At 73.8% G+C, this 16584-nt stretch carries 13 protein-coding genes and 1 other RNA gene; 9 read left to right on the top strand and 5 right to left on the bottom strand.

Annotation, left to right across the window (positions count from 1 at the left end; genetic code table 11):
- Window positions 1-9: 9 nt before the first annotated feature.
- A complete protein-coding gene (locus HL663_RS16965; protein WP_173029453.1) occupies window positions 10-2094 on the bottom strand; it encodes a cell wall-binding repeat-containing protein in 2085 nt (694 codons plus the stop codon).
- Between the two features lie 296 nt (window positions 2095-2390).
- On the opposite strand from HL663_RS16965, the gene ftsE reads away from it, so the two are divergent.
- The 5 genes from ftsE to HL663_RS16940 all read left to right on the top strand — a co-directional run bounded on the left by ftsE (window position 2391) and on the right by HL663_RS16940 (window position 8081).
- A complete protein-coding gene (gene ftsE, locus HL663_RS16960; RefSeq protein WP_173029452.1) occupies window positions 2391-3113 on the top strand; it encodes a cell division ATP-binding protein FtsE in 723 nt (240 codons plus the stop codon).
- A gap of 1 nt (window position 3114) precedes the next feature.
- The gene (gene ftsX / locus HL663_RS16955) at window positions 3115-4020 is read left to right on the top strand and encodes a permease-like cell division protein FtsX (RefSeq protein WP_173029451.1); all 906 of its coding nucleotides are present in this window, start codon (window positions 3115-3117) and stop codon (window positions 4018-4020) included.
- Window positions 4021-4158: 138 nt separating this feature from the next.
- On the top strand, window positions 4159-5550 hold the full coding sequence (locus HL663_RS19425; RefSeq protein ID WP_173029450.1) for a M23 family metallopeptidase: 1392 nt from the start codon (window positions 4159-4161) through the stop codon (window positions 5548-5550).
- A 69-nt stretch (window positions 5551-5619) separates the two neighbouring features.
- Window positions 5620-6111: an SsrA-binding protein SmpB gene (gene smpB / locus HL663_RS16945; RefSeq protein WP_173029449.1), complete on the top strand. Its 492-nt coding sequence runs from the start codon at window positions 5620-5622 to the stop codon at window positions 6109-6111.
- Between the two features lie 2 nt (window positions 6112-6113).
- Entirely contained in the window at window positions 6114-8081 is a 1968-nt protein-coding gene (locus HL663_RS16940; protein WP_173029448.1) for a DUF2207 domain-containing protein, read from the top strand.
- A 100-nt stretch (window positions 8082-8181) separates the two neighbouring features.
- Here HL663_RS16940 and HL663_RS16935 read toward each other — a convergent pair whose 3' ends face one another.
- Together HL663_RS16935 and HL663_RS16930 are read right to left on the bottom strand one after the other, a co-directional pair.
- The gene (locus HL663_RS16935; protein WP_173029447.1) at window positions 8182-8355 is read right to left on the bottom strand and encodes a CsbD family protein; all 174 of its coding nucleotides are present in this window, start codon (window positions 8353-8355) and stop codon (window positions 8182-8184) included.
- A 208-nt stretch (window positions 8356-8563) separates the two neighbouring features.
- The gene (locus HL663_RS16930) at window positions 8564-11947 is read right to left on the bottom strand and encodes a pyruvate carboxylase (protein ID WP_173029446.1); all 3384 of its coding nucleotides are present in this window, start codon (window positions 11945-11947) and stop codon (window positions 8564-8566) included.
- A gap of 162 nt (window positions 11948-12109) precedes the next feature.
- Here HL663_RS16930 and HL663_RS16925 point away from each other — a divergent pair, with 162 nt between their 5' ends.
- Both HL663_RS16925 and ssrA read left to right on the top strand, forming a co-directional pair.
- Complete coding sequence (locus HL663_RS16925; protein WP_173029445.1) at window positions 12110-12676, top strand: hypothetical protein; 567 nt, start codon at window positions 12110-12112, stop codon at window positions 12674-12676.
- A 133-nt stretch (window positions 12677-12809) separates the two neighbouring features.
- Window positions 12810-13177: a transfer-messenger RNA gene (gene ssrA / locus HL663_RS16920) on the top strand.
- Window positions 13178-13255: 78 nt separating this feature from the next.
- Here the strand turns inward: ssrA and HL663_RS16915 are convergent.
- On the bottom strand, window positions 13256-13870 hold the full coding sequence (locus HL663_RS16915) for a YgjV family protein (RefSeq protein ID WP_173029444.1): 615 nt from the start codon (window positions 13868-13870) through the stop codon (window positions 13256-13258).
- Window positions 13867-14487, bottom strand: coding sequence for an SIMPL domain-containing protein (locus HL663_RS16910; protein WP_173029443.1), 621 nt, complete (start codon window positions 14485-14487; stop codon window positions 13867-13869). The genes HL663_RS16915 and HL663_RS16910 overlap by 4 nt, the downstream gene beginning before the upstream one ends.
- Before the next feature lie 83 nt (window positions 14488-14570).
- Here HL663_RS16910 and HL663_RS16905 point away from each other — a divergent pair, with 83 nt between their 5' ends.
- Both HL663_RS16905 and HL663_RS16900 read left to right on the top strand, forming a co-directional pair.
- A complete protein-coding gene (locus tag HL663_RS16905; protein ID WP_173029442.1) occupies window positions 14571-15998 on the top strand; it encodes an NAD-dependent malic enzyme in 1428 nt (475 codons plus the stop codon).
- Window positions 15995-16375 carry a VanZ family protein gene (locus tag HL663_RS16900; RefSeq protein ID WP_216842610.1) on the top strand — a complete coding sequence of 127 codons (381 nt, stop codon included), beginning with the start codon at window positions 15995-15997 and terminating at the stop codon, window positions 16373-16375. The genes HL663_RS16905 and HL663_RS16900 overlap by 4 nt, the downstream gene beginning before the upstream one ends.
- Window positions 16376-16584 lie beyond the last annotated feature (209 nt).

The raw sequence follows: 16584 nt of genomic DNA, 5'->3' as shown, positions 1-16584 counted from the left end.
GCCGCCCGGCTACTGCGTGCTCGTGAAGTTCGGCCCGTAGTACGAGGTCTGGCTGCCGGCCAGGCGCTGCCCGGCGTCCATCGCGCCCTGCGGCACCGACGGGAGCCCGCCGAAGACGAGCACGCTGTCGATCGACTCCTCGGTCTGGCGGATCTGCGCCTCGGTGCCGGCGGGCAGCGTCGACTTGCCGTTGGTCAGGAGGATCGGCTGGCCGTACAGGCCCATGAACGCCCCGGCGGAGGCCGCGTCGGGCCAGTTGCGGCCGTCGGCGAGGGCGAGGATCCACCACCCGGCGAAGAAGCGCTGCGCCACGTTGGCGGCGACCTCGTAGCGGTTGGCGCCGTCGACGACCTCGGTGCGCGGGTCCCGGACGACCGCGTCCTTGCCCGAGCCACCGATCGCGAAGATCTGCGCGCTCTGGCCGAGCGAGTCGAGGTAGGCCTTCGTCACGTCGGGCAGCTTCGCCCCGTTGGTCAGGAGGATCGGGGCGTCGTAGGCGGTCGCGGGCGGGCCGGCCACCAGCGCGTCGGCGAAGGCCCAGCCGGAGGAGACGAAGGCCGCCGTCGGCAGCGTCGGTCCGCCGGTGCCGCCGCGCAGCCGGTCCATCTCCTTGGCGACGTTGACCGCGACCTCGAAGCGGTTCGCGCCGCCGATCCGCTTGGTGGGGTAGCCAAGGGTGCGGATGGCGGTCTCGACCGAGGCCGGGACGGTGACGGTGCCGCCGAGGATGTAGACGGTCTTGCCCTTGGCCAGGCTGCCGACGAGGGCCTGGGCCGTCTCGGGGCGCAGCGCCCGCGAGTCGGTGAGCAGGAGCGGCCCCTGGTTCTCGGTCGCGAGCGGGCCGCCGGAGAGCGCGTCGGCCTCGGCGTAGGCGCCCGCGACGACCGCGGCCTCGCTCGTCGTCGGGTCGTAGTACGCGGCGGTGTTCGCCGAGACCTCGTACCGGTTCGCGCCGTCGATGCGCTGGGGGTCGGCCGCCGGGTTCCTCGGCTCGAAGGACAGCAGCGTCGGCTTCGTGGTCCGGGAGGCGAGCAGCACGTCCACGCCGTCGGTCGAGTACCGGCTGCTCGAGTCGGCCTTGTGCAGGCGCACCTCGAAGGCGGAGCACTCGCTGCCGACCGGGCCGCTCGGCCGGACGTACGCCAGCCAGCGGCGGTCCGGCGAGAAGACCGGGGCCGCGACCCCGCAGAGGGTCGGGCCGAGGTCGGCGACGGCGACGGGGGTGCCGTAGCCGGTGCCGTCCGACCCGGGGGTGTCCTGGTGGTCGACGTAGAGGCGGGCCCCCGCGCCGGCGGGGACGACGCCCTCGAAGGCGAGGTAGGTCGCGCCGTCGTCGACCCCCGGGACGATGCCCGTGCCCGGCTCCTGGCCGAGGCCGGGGCCCTCCGGCTGGTACGCGGTCAGGCCGAGCGCGTACGTGCCGACCCCGCCGTAGGTGCCGATGAACGGTGCGGCCGTCCCGGTGATGTCGGCCGTGGCCCCGGAGCCGGTGTGCACGAACAGCTCGCCGCCGTAGGGGCTGACCGCGGGCTGCGTGCCGTCGACCGGGCTCTCGAACGGCAGGCGGTAGTCGGGGTTGGTCGACTGGGCGAAGAGCCCCGCGTCGGTCGTCAGCGCGAACCCGTCGCCTGCGGGCCCCCAGGCGGCCGGGACGTCGGAGGCGGGGTGGTCGACGACCGTCCCGCTGCCGAGCGGCAGGGGCTCGACGTGGACGACGCCGCCGGCGCGGTAGGCCATCGTGTCGCCGGCCGGCCCCACGGCGACGTCGGTGCGGTCGGTCCGGGGCGAGATCGTCCCGACCTCGCCGGCGGCGTTCTTGAACGACACCCGGGCGGTGCCGACCCCGTCCGAGACCCAGAGGGCCGCGGGGGCCGGGGGAGCGGTGAGCGCGGCCGCGAGGCCGGCCTGCGCGCCCTCGCCCCGGGCCCGGCGCAGGGCCTGGGCGAAGGCGTGGTGGTCGGCGGACGCGGCGCTGACGGGGGCAGGGGCATCGCGCTCGACCGTCGGCTCGACGGCGGAGGCCGTCGTCGCCGAGGTGGCGACGAGAGCGGTCAGCGCCGCGACGGCGACGGCGGGGAAGAGGGTGCGGGGCATGGTGACGTCCTCACTGACGACAGAGGAAGGGTCCGCATCCGGCACCCCTGCGCTCGGACCCGTGTCCCGGGGTCAGGAGGCCCGGGACACGGGGACTGTAACCCCGGACGGGCGCGCGGGTCCGACGAACGGGGGGATTCCGGCCCGACGCCGGACGCGCCGCGGCCCCGGTCGGCGGGCCGGTGACCCGCCGAGGGGCGTGGGCTGACCGGCTCGCGCGGGGAGTCGACCTATCCTCGAGAGTGCCGTGGCGCCCCACGGTCCCCGCCCCCGAGCCGTGAGGCCCTCTGCTCCGCATGATCCGCTTCGAGAACGTCACGAAGGTCTACCCGCGCTCCACGCGGCCGGCCCTGGACAAGGTCGACGTCGACATCGACCGCGGCGAGTTCGTCTTCGTCGTCGGGCCCTCCGGCTCCGGCAAGTCGACGATGCTGCGCCTCGCGCTGCGCGAGGAGGCCGCCACCGAGGGCGTCGTGCTCGTCGCCGGCCACGACCTGCGCAAGCTGTCGACCCGCCAGGTGCCCCGGCTGCGCCGCGAGATGGGCGCGGTCTTCCAGGACTTCCGGCTGCTGCCGAACAAGACCGTCCACGAGAACGTCGCGTACGCCCTCCAGGTCATCGGCAAGCCGCGCCACGCCATCCGCCAGCTCGTGCCCGAGACCCTCGAGATGGTCGGGCTCGCCGGCAAGGAGAAGCGCTTCCCGCACCAGCTCTCCGGTGGTGAGCAGCAGCGCGTCGCCATCGCCCGCGCCGTCGTCAACCGCCCGCAGATCCTCCTGTGCGACGAGCCGACCGGCAACCTCGACCAGGCCATCAGCCTCGAGATCGTGCGCCTCCTCGACCGCATCAACCGCACCGGGACGACGATCATCATGGCCACGCACGACCACGACATCGTCAACGACCTGCGCCGCCGGGTCCTCCAGCTCGCCGACGGCCACGTCGTGCGCGACGAGCAGGACGCGAGCTACCACCCCACCGAGGAGATCCCCGTGGTGACGACGGACGGGGAGGCCTGAGATGCAGATGCGCTTCCTCGCCTCCGAGGTCGGGTCCGGCCTGCGCCGCAACATCTCGATGGCCGTCTCGGTCGTGCTCGTGACGATGGTCGCGATGTTCCTCCTCGGCCTCGGGCTGCTCGCCCAGCGCCAGGCGGACACGATGAAGGGCTACTGGTACGACCGCATCCAGGTGTCGATCTACCTGTGCAACGCCAACGCCCTGGCGCCCAACTGCGAGGGCAAGGCCGCGACCGACGCCCAGCGCACCGCCCTGCAGGACCAGCTCGAGGCGCTGCCCGAGGTCAAGCAGGTCTTCTACGAGTCCGAGCAGGACGCGTTCCAGCGCTTCAAGGAGCAGTTCCGCAACAGCCCGATCGCCGGCAACGTCCAGGTCGGTGACCTGCCACCGAGCCTGCGGGTGCAGCTCGACGACCCGACGAAGTTCAAGAACGTCACGACGCAGTTCGAGGACGCGCCGGGGGTGGCGACCGTCCAGGACCAGGAGAAGGTCCTCTCGAAGTTCTTCACGATCATCAACTGGATCACCGTCTTCGCGGTCTTCCTCGCGGCGCTCATGGCGGCCTGCGCGGCCCTCCTCATGGCGACGACGATCCGGCAGGCGGCGTTCATCCGGCGCCGCGAGATCGGCATCATGCGGCTGGTCGGCGCCTCGAACTGGACCATCCGGGCCCCGTTCATCTCCGAGATGGTCATCGTCTCGGCGGTCGGGGTGCTGCTCGCCGTCGGGCTGCTCATCGGGCTGACCCAGTACGTCTTCACCGAGGGCGCGAGCCAGATCGCGCTGTCGCAGGCGTTCATCGGCACCTCCGACGTGTGGCTGCTCGCCCCGTGGATGCTCGGCGGCGTCGTCCTCATCGCCGTCGGGACGAGTGTCGTCACGCTGCGCCGCTACCTGCGGGTCTGACCCGTCCTGACCTGCGCGGACGCCGCCCGGCGGCGTCCGCGCGCTGAGAGAGTCCTGATGCCGGGCCGTCCTCCGGTCGGCCGACGGTGTGCCTGTCGGCTGTGCACGGAGGTGTGGTTCGTGTTACCAATGGTGATCATGGGACGACCTGACCGCCTGCGCGGCCCCGCCTCGCGACGGCTCCTCGGGCTCGCCGCGGCGATGACCTGCTCCACCGCGCTCGTGCTCGCGGTCGCCCCCGCGGCCCCGGCCGCCCCGGACCCGGGCACCCAGAAGCGACAGGTCGACGCCAAGGTCGACGACCTCGAGAACCAGGTCGAGGACTCGACCGACTCCCTGCGCGCGGCCTACAAGAAGCTGCACGCCACCGAGGACAAGCTGCCGGCCGCCCGCGGCGCCCTCGACAAGGCCCGCTCGGCCGCCGACGCCGCCGACGCCGCCGAGGCCAAGGCGACCCAGGACCTCGAGGTCGCGAAGGCCAACGAGGCCAAGGCCGCCGCCGACCTCCAGGCCTCGACCAAGGCCGTGGCCGCCGGGCGCAAGCGCCTGGCGCAGTTCGCCTCGCAGGTCTACCAGCAGCAGGGCTTCGGCCAGCTCGACGTCGCCCTCTCCAGCACCCAGCCGCAGCAGTTCGCCGACCGGCTCGCGATGGTCGACACCGTCCTCGACGTGCAGAACGCGACGATGCAGCGCCTGACGACCGAGCAGGCCGGCCTCACCGCGCTCGAGGACCACGTGAGCGCCCTGCGGGTCGACTCGGTACGCAAGCAGAAGGCGGCGGCCGCCGCGCTGAAGCGGGCCGAGGCCGCCCGGGCCACGGCGCAGCAGGCCCAGCTCGACCTCGAGTCGCTCGTCACCGCCCAGCGGGGCCAGGCGACGGACTTCCGCGAGGCGCTCGCGCAGGACAAGAAGCAGCTCGACGAGATGAAGGCCGAGCAGGACCGCCTGAGCGCCGTGCTCGCCCGCCGGGCCGCCGAGGCGCGCGCCCGCGCCGCGGCCGAGGCCAAGAAGCGCGCCGAGCAGAACAAGGGCGGCAGCGGGTCCTCGGGAGGGTCCTCCTCCGGGGGCTCCTCCTCCGGCGGGACCTCCGGCGGCGGGGGCGGCGGCGGGTCCTCGACCGGGTCGGGTGTCCTCTCCCGTCCCGTGCGCACCGGCTGGGTCAGCTCCGAGTTCGGCCAGCGCTTCCACCCGATCTACCACTACTGGAAGCTGCACTCGGGCCGCGACTACGCGGTGGGCTGCGGCACGCCGGTCTACGCGGCGGCCTCCGGCACGATCGTCTCGGCCGGCTGGGGCGGCGGCTACGGCAACCGCATCGTCATCGACCACGGCCTCGAGCGCGGGGTCGGGCTCGCCTCGACGTACAACCACCTCACCTCGTTCGTCGTGAACGGCGGCTCGGTCAGCCGCGGCCAGCTCATCGCCTACAGCGGGACCACCGGCACCTCGACCGGCTGCCACCTGCACTTCGAGACGCTGCAGGACGGCGCGTTCGTCGACCCCCGCAAGTGGCTCAACACCCTCGGCTGAGCACGCGACGGCGGGCCGCGGCGGGAATCGCCGTGAGCCGACCCGGCCCGGGCGGGTAGCCTCCTGACCGTGGCGAAGGACAAGGGGCGGACCCCCGGCACGAAGCTCGTGGCGAGCAACCGCAAGGCGCGCCACGACTACCTCGTCGAGGACACCTACGAGGCCGGGATGGTCCTCATGGGCACCGAGGTCAAGGCCCTGCGGATGGGCCGGGCCTCGCTCATCGACGGCTGGGCCGGGTTCGACCGCGACGAGGACCTCTGGCTCGAGGGCGTCCACATCCCCGAGTACGTCAACGGCACGTGGACCAACCACACGCCGCGCCGCCGCCGCAAGCTCCTGCTGCACCGCCGCGAGCTCGACAAGATCGCGCAGGCGACGCGCGAGTCCGGGTACTCGGTCGTGCCGCTCAGCCTCTACTTCAAGGACGGCCGCGCCAAGGTCGAGATCGCCGTCGTCAAGGGCAAGAAGGCCTACGACAAGCGCCAGGCGCTGCGCGAGCGGCAGGACCGCCGCGAGGCCGACCGGGCCATCTCCGCCCGGCGGCGCGGCGAGGACTGAGGATGCCCCGCCGGGGCGGCGCCCGCGTCGCCGTCCTCGTCCTGCTCGCCTGCCTCGCCGCCCTGACCGGTGCGGCGCCCGCGTCGGCCACGGCCGAGCGCAGCGCCGGGGCGGGCGTCGGCGCCTGGGGCGGCTCCGTGCCCTCCGCGCTCACGGCCGAGGAACAGGCCGACTCGCTGCACACGAGCATCGAGGCCCAGGAGGACGGCAGCGTCGTCGTCACCGAGGACATCACCTGGCGCTTCCCCGAGGGCGAGGACCGGCACGGCATCTACCGCCTGGTCCGGGTCCGGGCGGGCTACCAGGACAGCGAGACGCAGTACCGCTACTACGAGCTGTCCGGCATCGAGGTCACCTCGCCGACCGGCGCCCCGACCGACATCACCGTCGAGGACTACGGCGCGGACCGGCGGATCCGGATCGGCAGCCCGTCCGAGACCGTCAGCGGCACCGCGCGCTACGTCGTGCGCTACCGCCTGGCGCACCTCGTCAACGACATCGGCGACGGGACGGCCGAGGTCTACTTCGACGTCGTGAGCACGGCGAGCTCCTTCCCGCAGCACGACGTGCGGGCCACGGTGAGCGGTCCGGCCGAGGTGACCCGCGCCGCCTGCTTCCACGGGCCCTACGGCTCGACCGACCCCTGCGAGGCGACCCCAGGGGCGAGCGCCGAGTACACCGTGCCCGACCTCGCGGCGGAGGAGGGCGCCTCGGTCGTGGCCTCCTTCCCCCGCGACGCCTTCGGCGACCTCGCGCCCGACCTGCGCGAGGGCGACGTCACGAGCAGCGGGGGCAGCTCCGTGACGCCGGCGACGGCGCGCGCCCTCGGGCTCCTCGCGACCGGGGGCGGCCTCCTCGTCCCCGTCGCCGCCGGCACCCTCATGGGCCTGCTCGTCTGGCGGCGCGGGCGCGACGAGCGCTACGCCGGCCTGACGCCCGGGCTCGCGCCCGGAGCCGGCGAGAGCGCGCCGGTCGTCGTCGGCGGACCCGCCCCGACGGTCGCCGTGCGCTTCACCCCGCCGGACGGCGTCCAGCCGGGCCTCGTCGGCACCGTGCTCGACGAGGAGGCCGGCCTCGTCGACGTGACGGCGACGATCATCGACCTCGCGGTGCGCGGCCACCTGCGGATCAGCCGCGCGGAGGCCGGCGGCTTCCGCAAGGACGACTGGCTCCTCACCCGCACGACGCCGCCTGCGGGCAGCGCGCCCCTCTCCTCCTACGAGCAGCTCCTCCACGAGTCGCTCTTCGCCGCGGGTGACCAGGTCTCGCTGTCCTCGCTCAAGAACCGCTTCAAGCCGACCCTCGACGCCGTCCAGCGGCTCATGTACGAGGAGGTCGTCGAGCGCGGCTGGTTCCGCCGCAGCCCGCAGGCCCAGCGCTCGGGCTGGATGGCCCTCGGCAGCGTCCTCGTGGGCCTCGGCGTGCTCGGCGGCTTCTTCCTCGCCGGCCCCGCCTCGGGGGTCTTCGCCGACTCCGGGCTGCCGGTCGACCCGGTGTGGGTGCTCGCCGGCGGGCTCGTCGTCGGGGGCCTCGTGACGCGCGCCCTGGGCCGCCGGATGGCCGCCCGCACCGCGGAGGGCTCGGCGGTCCTCGCCCAGAGCAAGGGCTTCGAGCGCTACCTCGCGACGGCCGAGGCCGGGCAGATCCGGTGGGAGGAGGCGCAGGACCTCTTCAGCCGCTTCCTGCCCTACGCCATCGTCTTCGGCCTCGCCGACCGCTGGGCCGGCGTGTTCGAGGAGGTCGCGGCCGCGGCGACCGCCGCCGGGCACAGCGTCGTGAGCCCGTTCTGGTACGTCGGCTCGTGGGGCGACGGCGGGTTCCGCGACGTCGCCTCGAGCATGGACTCGTTCTCGACGGTGGCGGCCGGCACCTTCGTCTCGACCCCGGGCTCGTCCGGCTCGTCGGGGTTCAGCGGCGGGGGAGGCTTCTCCGGCGGTGGAGGCGGCGGCTCCTCCGGCGGCAGCTGGTAGGCCCGGCGAGGGCCGGGCCCCGTGGACGACGGACGGGCCGCTCCCCGGTGGGGGAGCGGCCCGTCGTGGTTCCCCGACGCGGCGGGTCGGGAGTCCGGTGTCAGTGCTTGAAGGCGTCCTTGACGTTCTCGCCGGCCTGCTTGACGTCCGACTTCGTCTGGTCCGCGCGGCCCTCGGCCTCGAGGCGCTCGTTGTCGGTCGCCTTGCCGGTGGCCTCCTTGGCCTTGCCGACGACGTCGTCCTTGATGTTCTCGATCTTGTCTCCGAGACCCATGGGGTGCTCCCTTCGCTGGGGGTGCAGCACGCCCCGCCAGGAACGCACCGCGCTGATGGATCCCACGCTATGCACCCGGCCCGGCCGACGGGGGTTTCGGTGCACCCAACTTTCGACGAACATTCGACGTCGCAGGTCCGCGGGTCGTCCGGCCCCGGCCCGCGCACCCCGCGGGGGGCGCTGCGGGAGGGTCCGCGGCCACGCGCGCTCAGCCGGCGGAGACGACGAGGACGAGGTCGCCGCCCTCGACCTGCTGGTGCCCCGAGATCGCCAGGCGCTCGACGGTGCCGCCGGTCGGCGAGGTGATGCTCGCCTCCATCTTCATCGCCTCGATCGTCGCGACGACGCCGCCGGCCTCGACCGTGTCGCCCTCCGCGACGACCGGCGTCACGACACCGGCGAACGGGGCCGCGACGTGACCGGGCGTGCCCGGGTCGGCCTTCTCGGCGGCCTTGGTCGCCACCTCGACCGAGCGGTCACGGACCTGGACCGGCCGGAACTGGCCGTTGAGCGTGCACATGACGGTGCGCATCCCCTGCCGGTCGGGGTCGCCGACCGAGCTGATGCCGAGCAGCAGCCGCTTGCCGGCCTCGATCTCGGCCTCGTACTCCCGCCCGTGCTCCAGGCCGTGGAGGAACTCGATGGTGCCGAGCACCGAGAGGTCGCCGTAGAGCTCGCGGGTCTCCTCGAACTCCTTCGTCGGCCCCGGGAAGAGCAGCTGGTTGAGGGTGCGGCGGGTGTCGGTGACGAGCGACTCCTCCTGCTCCGGCGTCAGCTCGGTGACCCGGGGCTTGGGCGTGCGGCCCTGCAGCGCCTTGGTGCGGAACGGCTCGGGCCATCCGCCGGGCGGGTCGCCGAGCTCGCCGCCGAGGAAGCCGATGACGGAGTCGGGGATGTCGTACCTCGTCGGGTTCTCCTCGAAGTCCGCCGGGTCGGCTCCGGCCCCGACGAGCGCGAGCGCGAGGTCGCCGACGACCTTGCTGCTCGGGGTGACCTTGACGAGGTGCCCGAGGATCCGGTCGGCGGCGGCGTACATGTCCTCGACGTCCTCGAAGCGGTCGCCGAGGCCGAGCGCGATGGCCTGCTGGCGCAGGTTCGAGAGCTGCCCGCCGGGGATCTCGTGGAAGTAGACGCGGCCGGTGGGGGAGGCGAGCCCGGACTCGAACGGCGCGTAGAGGCGGCGCACGGCCTCCCAGTAGGGCTCGAGCGCGAAGACGGCGTCGATGTCGAGGCCGGTCTCGCGTTCGGTGCCGTCGGTGGCGGCGACGAGGGCCGACAGGCTCGGCTGGCTCGTCGTGCCCGACATCGTGGCCGTCGCGGCGTCGACCGCGTCGACCCCGGCGTCGATGGCCGCGAGCAGCGTGCCGACCTGGCCCCCGGCGGTGTCGTGGGTGTGCAGGTGCACCGGCAGGTCGAAGTTCTCGCGCAGCGCCGTGACGAGCCGGCGGGCGGCCGGCGCCCGCAGCAGCCCGGCCATGTCCTTGATGGCGAGGACGTGCGCGCCGGTGCCGACGATCTCCTCGGCGAGGCGCAGGTAGTAGTCGAGCGTGTAGAGCCGCTCGCCGGGGTCCATGAGGTTGCCGGTGTAGCAGAGGGCGACCTCGGCGACGGCGGTCCCGGTGTCGAGGACGGCCTCGACGGCGGGGCGCATCTGCGAGACGTCGTTGAGCGAGTCGAAGATCCGGAAGACGTCCAGGCCCGTGCGGGCCGCCTCGTGGACGAAGGCATCGGTGACCTTCGTCGGGTACGGCGTGTAGCCGACGGTGTTGCGCCCGCGCAGGAGCATCTGGAGCGGGATGTTCGGCATCGCCTCGCGCAGCAGGGCCAGGCGCTCCCACGGGTCCTCGTGGAGGAAGCGCAGCGCGACGTCGTACGTGGCGCCGCCCCAGGCCTCCATCGACAGCAGCTGCGGGGTCGTGCGCGCCACGTGGCCGGCGACGTGCAGCAGGTCCCGGGTGCGCATCCGCGTGGCCAGGAGCGACTGGTGGGCGTCGCGGAAGGTGGTGTCGGTGACGGGGACGTCGGTGCGCTCGCGCAGCTGCCGGGCGAACTCGGCCGGCCCGACGCGGAGGAGGAGGTCGCGGGTGCCGGGGGGCAGGGGCGCGTCGGTGTCGAGCACGGGCAGCTTGGTGCGCGGCTTGAGGTGCGTCGTCGCGGGGCCGTGGGGCTGGTTGACGCTCACGTCGGCGAGGTACTGCAGCAGCTTGGTGCCGCGGTCGCCGCCCATCCGCGCCTCGAGCAGCTCGGGCCGCTCGTCGATGAAGCCGGTCGTCGCCTCCCCGCGCTGGAAGACGGGGTCGGCGATGACCGCCTCGAGGAACGGGATGTTCGTCGAGACGCCGCGGATCCGGAACTCCGCCAACGCCCGTCGCGCGCGCCGCACGGCCACGCCGAAGTCGCTGCCCCGGCAGGTGAGCTTGACGAGCATGGAGTCGAAGTGGGGGCTGACCTGCGCGCCGACGAAGACCGTGCCGCCGTCCAGGCGCACGCCGCCGCCACCCGCCGAGCGGTAGACGGTGATCTGGCCGGCGTCCGGCCGGAAGCCGTTGGCCGGGTCCTCGGTCGTGATCCGGCACTGGAGCGCGGCCCCGCGGGTGCGGATGTCCTCCTGGCGCAGCCCGAGGTCCTCGAGGGTCTCGCCGGCCGCGATCCGCATCTGCGAGACGACGAGGTCGATGTCGGTGACCTCCTCGGTCACGGTGTGCTCGACCTGGATCCGCGGGTTCATCTCGATGAAGACGTAGCGGCCGTCCTCGCCGAGGAGGAACTCGACGGTGCCGGCGTTGCGGTAGCCGATGGTCTCGGCGAAGCGCACGGCGTCGGCGCACATGCTCGCCCGCACCTCGGGGTCGAGGTTCGGGGCCGGGGCGATCTCGACGACCTTCTGGTGGCGGCGCTGCACCGAGCAGTCGCGCTCGAAGAGGTGCAGCACGGTGCCGGTCGCGTCCGCGAGGACCTGGACCTCGATGTGCCGCGGCCGGACGACCGCCTCCTCGAGGTAGAGGGTCGGGTCGCCGAACGCGGCGTCGGCCTCGCGCTGGGCGGCCTCGAGCGAGTCGCGCAGCTGCGAGCGCTCGTCGACGCGGCGCATCCCGCGCCCGCCGCCGCCGGAGACGGCCTTGACGAAGACGGGGAAGCCGATCTCCTCCGCGGCGGCCGCGAGGGCGTCGAGGTCGGTCGTCGGGTCCGCGCCGCGCAGGGTCGGCAGGCCCGCCTCGCGGGCCGCGGCGATGGCCCGTGCCTTGTTGCCGGCGAGGTGGAGCGCGGAGGCCGGCGGGCCGATGAAGGTGATGCCGGCCGCCTCGCACGCCTCGGCGAGGTCGGGGTTCTCCGACAGGAAGCCGTAGCCCGGGTAGACGGCGTCGGCGCCGCAGTCGACGGCGACCCGCACGATGTTCGCGTGGTCGAGGTAGGCGCGGACGGGGTGGCCCACCTCGCCGATCTCGTAGGACTCGTCCGCCTTGAGCCGGTGCTCGGAGGTGCGGTCCTCGTGCGGGAAGACGGCGACGGTCTTGGCCCCCAGCTCGGTGGCGGCGCGGAACGCCCGGACGGCGATCTCCCCGCGGTTGGCGACGAGGATCTTCTGGAACACGGCGGACCTCCGGACGGGGGCGGGCGACGCTCCCCACCCTAGTGACGAGCGCCACACCGGGGCCGTGACGTCCGCGATGGCGGGCCCTGCACGTCGACACGGTCCGCGCATCGACCGTTCGGTTGTCCCGGATGCGTTCTGGTTGCGCTTAGCCTGTGTGACGTGCAGGGGTACCGCAGGGGTGCACCCGCCTCGGCGCGCGTCGGCGTGCTGCAGGTGGTCGCTGCCGCCTGCGTGGGTGTCGCCGCCGTCGTCGGGATGGTCGCGCTGCAGCCGGGGGGCCTCGCCGCCATCGACGGCACCCCCGCGCCGACCACGTCGGAGCAGCCGCGCTCGCCGCAGCCCTCGGCCACGCCCACCCCGACGCCCGAGGTCCCGTCGACCCCCACGCCGTCGTCCACGTCCGGCCCCGCGCTGCCGGCCACCCCGGCCCCGCTGCCGTCCCCGGCGGTCAGCACCCCCTCGACGCCGTCGCCCACCGCGACCTCGACGGCCCTGCCGCCCCCGCCGTTCGTCAACCGCACGAACCCGTGGACGCGCCCGGCCCCCGTGCGCACGCCCGTGCCGTCGGGCAGCCCCACGCCGAGCCCGTCGCCCACGCCCTCGACGGACCCCGTCACCCCGGAGCCGTCGCCCACGGAGTCCGTCGACCCGTCCTCGGGCGCGCCGACCTCCGACACCACCACCTCGAGCCCCGCGCCCGCCGAGGCGCCGGTCCCCGCGACCTGACCCCGGGGCCGCGGGTCCCCGGTGGGGCGCGCCCGGAATCGGGTTGGGGGCTGTCGGTGTTGCACGGCATACTGGCGGTGCGGTGACCCCGGTCGCCGGTGACAACTCAACAGCGTGGGAGTGCTCCCTTCAGGGGGGTGATCGGTTTCGACATTGGTCGGATGTCCAGTGGGAAGCGGGTCGAGGATGCACGGTCATCTCGTCAAACGCTCCGTGCAAACCAATAGGTGCCGATTCCAAGCGCACCGACTTCGCCCTCGCCGCCTGAGCGAGCTCGAAGTCCGTTGGCCTAAGCATGATCTCGGCTTAGTCACCAGCGTCATCTAGAGGTCTTGCTGCGTCGTCATGTCGAGGGACGGCGCGGGACTGCTACTCGGCTGGGCCTGTCGGGGAACGTGTGCGCGCGAGCCCCGGGGCCGAGAAAATCCACAGCGCACTGCACCCGGAGAAGCCCTGGTCTCCCGTCAGTGGACGCGGGTTCGATTCCCGCCACCTCCACCACGGCGCACTCCCACGCCTGCCCCGCAGACGACCCGGGCCCTCCTCGCGAGGGCCCGGGTCGTCGACGTCCGGGGCCGCTCAGCCGACGTCGAGCCGGTAGCGGTCGCCGTCGCGGGCGAACCCGAGCCGGTCGTAGTACGGCGCGACCATCCCGGGGGCGGTGAGGACGCGGCGCACGCCGAGCTCGTGGAGGAGCCCCGAGCGCCGGAAGACGAACTCGCCGGGGGAGAAGTCCCGGAAGCGCGGGGTCACGTAGTCGAGCTCGACCTGCGCGGTCCCGTCCCCGACGTCGCGCACGACGATGACGCCGGCCGTCTCGTCCCCGTGCTGGACCAGCCACGTCGAGCGGGCGGGGTCGGCGCCCGGGACGAACCCGGGGAAGAAGCGGGCGACGTCGGCCTGCCACAGCCCCAGGACGTGGAGGAGGTAGCCGTCGTCCTCGCGCACCGGGACCACCGCGAACGCCTGCTCGTCGCCGCGCTCGCGCAGCATCCGGGCGATGAACCAGAGGTTGACGGCGGCGAGGACGACGTTCATCGCGACCATCGGCCAGACGCCGAGCACCGCGTTGAAGACGACGAGGATGACGCACGCGACCGTGTTGAGCAGCCGCAGCCGCAGGATGCGGGCCTGGAGCAGCGAGAAGACGAGCAGCGCCGACCCGAACCAGCCGAGGGCGTCGACCCAGGTCACGGCTCGCCCAGCGCGAAGCGGACCCGCACCTCCACGGAGACCGCCGACTCGCCGCCCACGAGCGGGACCGAGGCGTCGGCGGAGGCGAAGCGGGCCTTGGGCATCGGCGCGACGCCGCCCGCCGGGACCTCGCGCACGCGCACGACCGGGCCGAGCGGCCGGCCGGCCAGGTAGGCCCACTGCTGCGCCCGGGCCCGCGCGTCGGCGAAGGCCGCGTCGCGCGCGCGGACGAGCAGGGGAGCGGGGTCGGCCACCTCGAGCGAGACCCCGTCGACCCCGAGCGCGTCGCCGGCGGCCCCGGCGAGGGCCGCGATGACGGCGCCGGCGCGGTCCCGGTCGTGCACCTGCAGGCGCAGCGACTGGTGCGCGGTGTAGCCGACGACCCCCTGGCCCTCGCGGTCCCACCGGGGTGAGACGCCCATCCCGGTCGTGCGCCGGTCCGCCTCGCGCACCCCGTGGTCGTCGGACGCGGCGAGCGCGGCCGTGAGCCGGTCGGCGAGCCCACCGAGGGCCGAGGCGACGTCCGGCCCGTCGACGTGCACGCGCACGTCGAGGACGACGACGTCGGGCGGTGCACCGGCGCTGCCGGTGCCGGTCACGTCCACGTGGTCCGACATGCGGGTCACGCTAGCGCCGCCCGGGCGCCCGCACCACGGACCCCGATTCGGGATACCTGCCGGTACGCGGTTGAATCGACCGCATGCCCGCCGCGCCCTCCATCGCCAACAGCGTCACCGTCCGCCTCGTCCTCCCCGCGCGGCCCACCGCGGTCAGCGAGATGACGAGCCTCATCGAGAAGGCGGGCGGGGTCGTCACCGGCCTCGACGTCACCGGGTCGGGGCACGCGCGGATGCGGGTCGACCTGACGATGCTCACCCGCGACGTCGACCACGCCGACGAGATCGTCGCGGTCATGCGCACGGTCGAGGGCGTCGAGATCGGCAAGGTCTCGGACCGCACGTTCCTCATGCACCTCGGCGGCAAGCTGACGGTCGAGTCCAAGGTGCCGATCCGCACCCGTGACGACCTCTCGCTCATCTACACCCCCGGTGTCGCCCGCGTCTGCATGGCCATCGCCGAGAACCCCGCCGACGCGCGCCGGCTGACGATCAAGCGCAACACCGTCGCGGTCGTCACCGACGGCACCGCGGTGCTCGGGCTCGGCGACATCGGCCCGCTCGCGGCGCTGCCCGTCATGGAGGGCAAGGCGGCCCTCTTCAAGCGCTTCGCCGACATCGACGCCTTCCCGATCTGCCTCGACACCACCGACGTCGACGAGATCATCCGCACGGTCAAGGCCATCGCCCCCGGGTTCGCCGGCATCAACCTCGAGGACATCTCGGCGCCGCGCTGCTTCGAGGTCGAGGCCCGGCTGCGCGAGGAGCTCGACATCCCGGTCTTCCACGACGACCAGCACGGCACGGCCATCGTCGCGCTCGCGGCGCTGCGCAACGCCCTGCGCGTCGTCGGCAAGCGCCTCGAGGACGTCCGCCTCGTCATGAGCGGCGCGGGCGCGGCCGGTACCGCCATCCTCAAGCTGATGCTCCACGCCGGGGCCCGCCACGTGGTGGTGGCCGACGTCGACGGGATCGTGCACCGCGACCGCGCCGACGTGCTCTCCGGTCAGCACCCGAACCACGCCTGGATCGCCGAGCACACCAACCCCGAGAACATCAGCGGGTCGCTCGCCGACGCGGTGCGCGACGCCGACGTCTTCCTCGGCGTCTCGGCCCCGAACATCCTCTCGGAGGAGGCGGTGGCCTCGATGGCGCCCGGCTCGGTCGTCTTCGCGATGGCCAACCCGGTGCCCGAGATCGACCCCGAGATCGCCGCCCGCCACGCTGCGGTCGTCGCGACCGGGCGCTCGGACTTCGCGAACCAGATCAACAACGTCCTCGTCTTCCCGGGCGTCTTCCGCGGCCTCATCGACGCCGCGAGCCGCCACGTGACGATGGACGTGCTGCTCGCCGCGGCCGACGCCCTCGCGGGGGTCGTCACCGAGGAGGAGCTCAACGCGACCTACATCATCCCGAGCGTGTTCCACCCCGACGTCACGAGCACCGTCGCCAACGCCGTGCGCCGGGCGGTCGAGGTCGTCGAGGGCGTCCACGACGACGACGACGCGTGACCCCGGCGCCCTCGCGCCCCGGCCGGGTGGCCGGGGCGCTCGCGCTGGCCGCGACCCTCGTCCAGCTCGTCGTGCTCTACGTGCCGCGTGCGCCGGGGGTGGACCCGTTCCCGCACGCGGACAAGGTGGTCCACCTCACGGTCTTCCTCGTGCCCGTGGCCCTCGCCGTGCTCGCGGGGGTGCGGGCCCGGTGGGCCGCAGGGGTGTTCGCGACGCACGCCGTCCTCAGCGAGGTCGTGCAGGCCACGCTCCTGCCGGCCCGCAGCGGTGACCCCCTCGACGCGCTCGCCGACCTGACCGGCGTGGCGCTCGGGGTGCTCCTCGCCGTGGCCCTCGGGCGCCGCCGCGTGGCCGGGGCGACCCCCGCGCGCTGGTAGACTGGACCCTTCACCGAGGTGGTCCGGCGCCTGGCCGCGCCGACGCCCGCAGAGTGCGGGCCCGCTCCACTCCCACCCGGTACGCCGGTGACATCGACAGGTCGAACCGGCCACCCAGGGCCACAGACGGCCCCGAGGCTCGTTGTCCGTGCTGGTTCGCCACCGGTTGACGACGTGTCTGTCAACCGAACCGACGAACCACGAAGGTG

This window comes from Arthrobacter sp. NEB 688 (genome assembly GCF_013201035.1).
Lineage (GTDB): Bacteria > Actinomycetota > Actinomycetes > Actinomycetales > Dermatophilaceae > Phycicoccus.
This window is presented reverse-complemented; position numbering and strand designations above follow the sequence as displayed.

Bases quoted from the DNA above. Each gene is read 5' to 3' on its own strand.
- HL663_RS16965 (WP_173029453.1), bottom strand. From the start codon at position 2,094: ATGCCCCGCACCCTCTTCCCCGCCGTCGCCGTCGCGGCGCTGACCGCT.
- ftsE (WP_173029452.1), top strand. From the start codon at position 2,391: ATGATCCGCTTCGAGAACGTCACGAAGGTCTACCCGCGCTCCACGCGG.
- ftsX (WP_173029451.1), top strand. From the start codon at position 3,115: ATGCAGATGCGCTTCCTCGCCTCCGAGGTCGGGTCCGGCCTGCGCCGC.
- HL663_RS19425 (WP_173029450.1), top strand. From the start codon at position 4,159: ATGGGACGACCTGACCGCCTGCGCGGCCCCGCCTCGCGACGGCTCCTC.
- HL663_RS16940 (WP_173029448.1), top strand. From the start codon at position 6,114: ATGCCCCGCCGGGGCGGCGCCCGCGTCGCCGTCCTCGTCCTGCTCGCC.
- HL663_RS16935 (WP_173029447.1), bottom strand. From the start codon at position 8,355: ATGGGTCTCGGAGACAAGATCGAGAACATCAAGGACGACGTCGTCGGC.
- HL663_RS16910 (WP_173029443.1), bottom strand. From the start codon at position 14,487: ATGTCGGACCACGTGGACGTGACCGGCACCGGCAGCGCCGGTGCACCG.
- HL663_RS16905 (WP_173029442.1), top strand. From the start codon at position 14,571: ATGCCCGCCGCGCCCTCCATCGCCAACAGCGTCACCGTCCGCCTCGTC.